Raw genomic sequence first — 1,974 nt, forward strand, 5'->3', positions numbered from 1 at the left:
CCCAAATGGGTCATGAGCCGAAAAAAACTCGACTGAGTAGTTAAATCAGTAAGCCGCCCACCGGAAAAGAGTGTCTAAAACCGATTAGAACCATGTAAAGCTGGACAGGAAAATAAAAAAGGTCCAAGCTCAAAATGCTTAACGGAGAGGATGAAGGAATACTCCGAGTAGCAAAGGGGAAACTATCAACTTTAAGTGGCTCCAACTTCTGAATACAAACAGGAATTCGGTGGATTATTTGCCGTAGCACCATGGGCACCCGTCTGTGGGCGAGGTGTTTTGTGTCTACAGCGTTCGATTTTGCTGCCATTGAAGCGAGCCTGGTCGAAGCGGCGCTCGATCCGACCCGCTGGGACGAAGCGATGGAACGGGCAGCAAAGTCCACCAGAAGCTTCGGCGCGCTGCTGTTTGATATACAAGGTCACTTACCGATCCTGCCCCGCACACGCTCGGTTGCACGATCGTTTGATGCCTATGTCAGCGGCGGCTGGATAGAACGCGATGAGCGCTTCCGCCTGGTCCCGTTCCTGCGTGCCCGTGGCGTTGCAACCGACGAGGACCTACTGACGTCGGACGATGTTGCCCGGCATCCGTACTTCCAGGAATTCCTTGCCCCATGCGGGCTGCGGTGGTGCGCCCTTGTCAAGATTGCCGCGGGTGACGAGTTCTGGTCCCTGTCCTTGCAGAGATCGGTCGAACAGGGACCGTTCTCTCCGGAGGAGCTCCAGCAGCTGATGGCCTTCTCCCACCGGGCCGGATCCGTCGCTGCGCTGGCGACAATGCTCGGCATGGCGCGTGCGGGCGCGGCGTTGGATGCTTTCACTGCAAGTGGCACGGCCGCCATCATGATTGGCAAGGATGGGAGCGTGCTCGGAATGAACCGCGCCGCGGAGTCCTTGCAGGCACATGGACTTGTAGTGAACGGCCGCCATGTGTCCTCGATCGACAAGAGTGCGACTGACGCACTGAACCGGGCGCTGCAGGCGCTCCTACGAAACCAGCCCTCCGCAAGGTCCGTGCCGCCGATAGCGCTCCGGAGAACGCAAGGGCGACCACTGATGGCCTACCCGGTCCGCTTGCCGCACGTTTCATACAATTCGCTGGCTCCATGCCAGGCGATCATCATCCTTGTGGATCCGGACACGCAACGCCAGCCACCGGATATTCACCTTCGGACCACCTTCGCCCTAACAGGAGCCGAAGCGCGGCTGGCATCCATGATGTCAGCCGGCGAGCCGCTCGAGGCGGTCGCCGACAGATGTCGGATCTCGTACCAGACCGCACGCAACGAGTTGAAGGCCGTCTTTGCAAAGACGGGCACACACCGCCAAACTGAACTGGTGTCGCTGTTGGCGAGATTTTTGCCGAAACAATGAGGCGGCGCCATGTTGATGAAACGCCGATTCGAGCCGCTTCGCAGTGTTACGGACCGGCCCAATCCGTTGCCTCACAGCGGCGATCGCGAAGAAAACCGCGAAGGCATCGCCATGAACCAGGAGCGGATAAGGAAGGCCGCTCCCGAGACCTGGTCGGAAGCAAGGCTTCCGGGGGCTTCGCAATGATTGGCTGCAATATCGACAGAACTCCATGGCCGTGGCGATGCTAAAAGGCCAAGGCCAGGGTCAACGTGCTTTCCAGTATCGGGATCACAGCCGATGCGTTCCATTACACGAGCGCCATGCTGTCGGACCTCGACGAAAGACCCTGCATTCAACGCCCGTCTCCGGAACGCGTTTGCGCTGCGCAGCGGAAGGGCGCGTCGCAAGCCTCTTGAGCGTTACGCAGCCCTGACGTCGCCCAGGATGCGGTGCCCTTTACGCCATTTGCCCGAGGCACAGTATTTGGGAACACAGAACCGGGGCTCGGCGTATCTATTTCATCGAACTGGAGTCGGCGGCGTGAAGCCGTCTTCAGTAAACCACGACACTCCGGATCGACTTGCCCTCATGCATGAGGTCGAATCCCTGGTTGATA

1 protein-coding gene is annotated in these 1,974 nt (G+C 58.9%); it reads left to right on the forward strand.

Features of this window, described 5'->3' with window-relative positions:
* The first annotated feature begins 281 nt into the window (after positions 1-281).
* Positions 282-1,376 carry a helix-turn-helix transcriptional regulator gene (locus O7A60_RS31600; RefSeq protein WP_337109562.1) on the forward strand — a complete coding sequence of 365 codons (1,095 nt, stop codon included), beginning with the start codon at positions 282-284 and terminating at the stop codon, positions 1,374-1,376.
* Positions 1,377-1,974 lie beyond the last annotated feature (598 nt).

Origin of the sequence: Mesorhizobium salmacidum (SeqCode) (genome assembly GCF_037179605.1) — a bacterium.
Taxonomy (GTDB): Bacteria; Pseudomonadota; Alphaproteobacteria; order Rhizobiales; family Rhizobiaceae; genus Mesorhizobium; species Mesorhizobium salmacidum.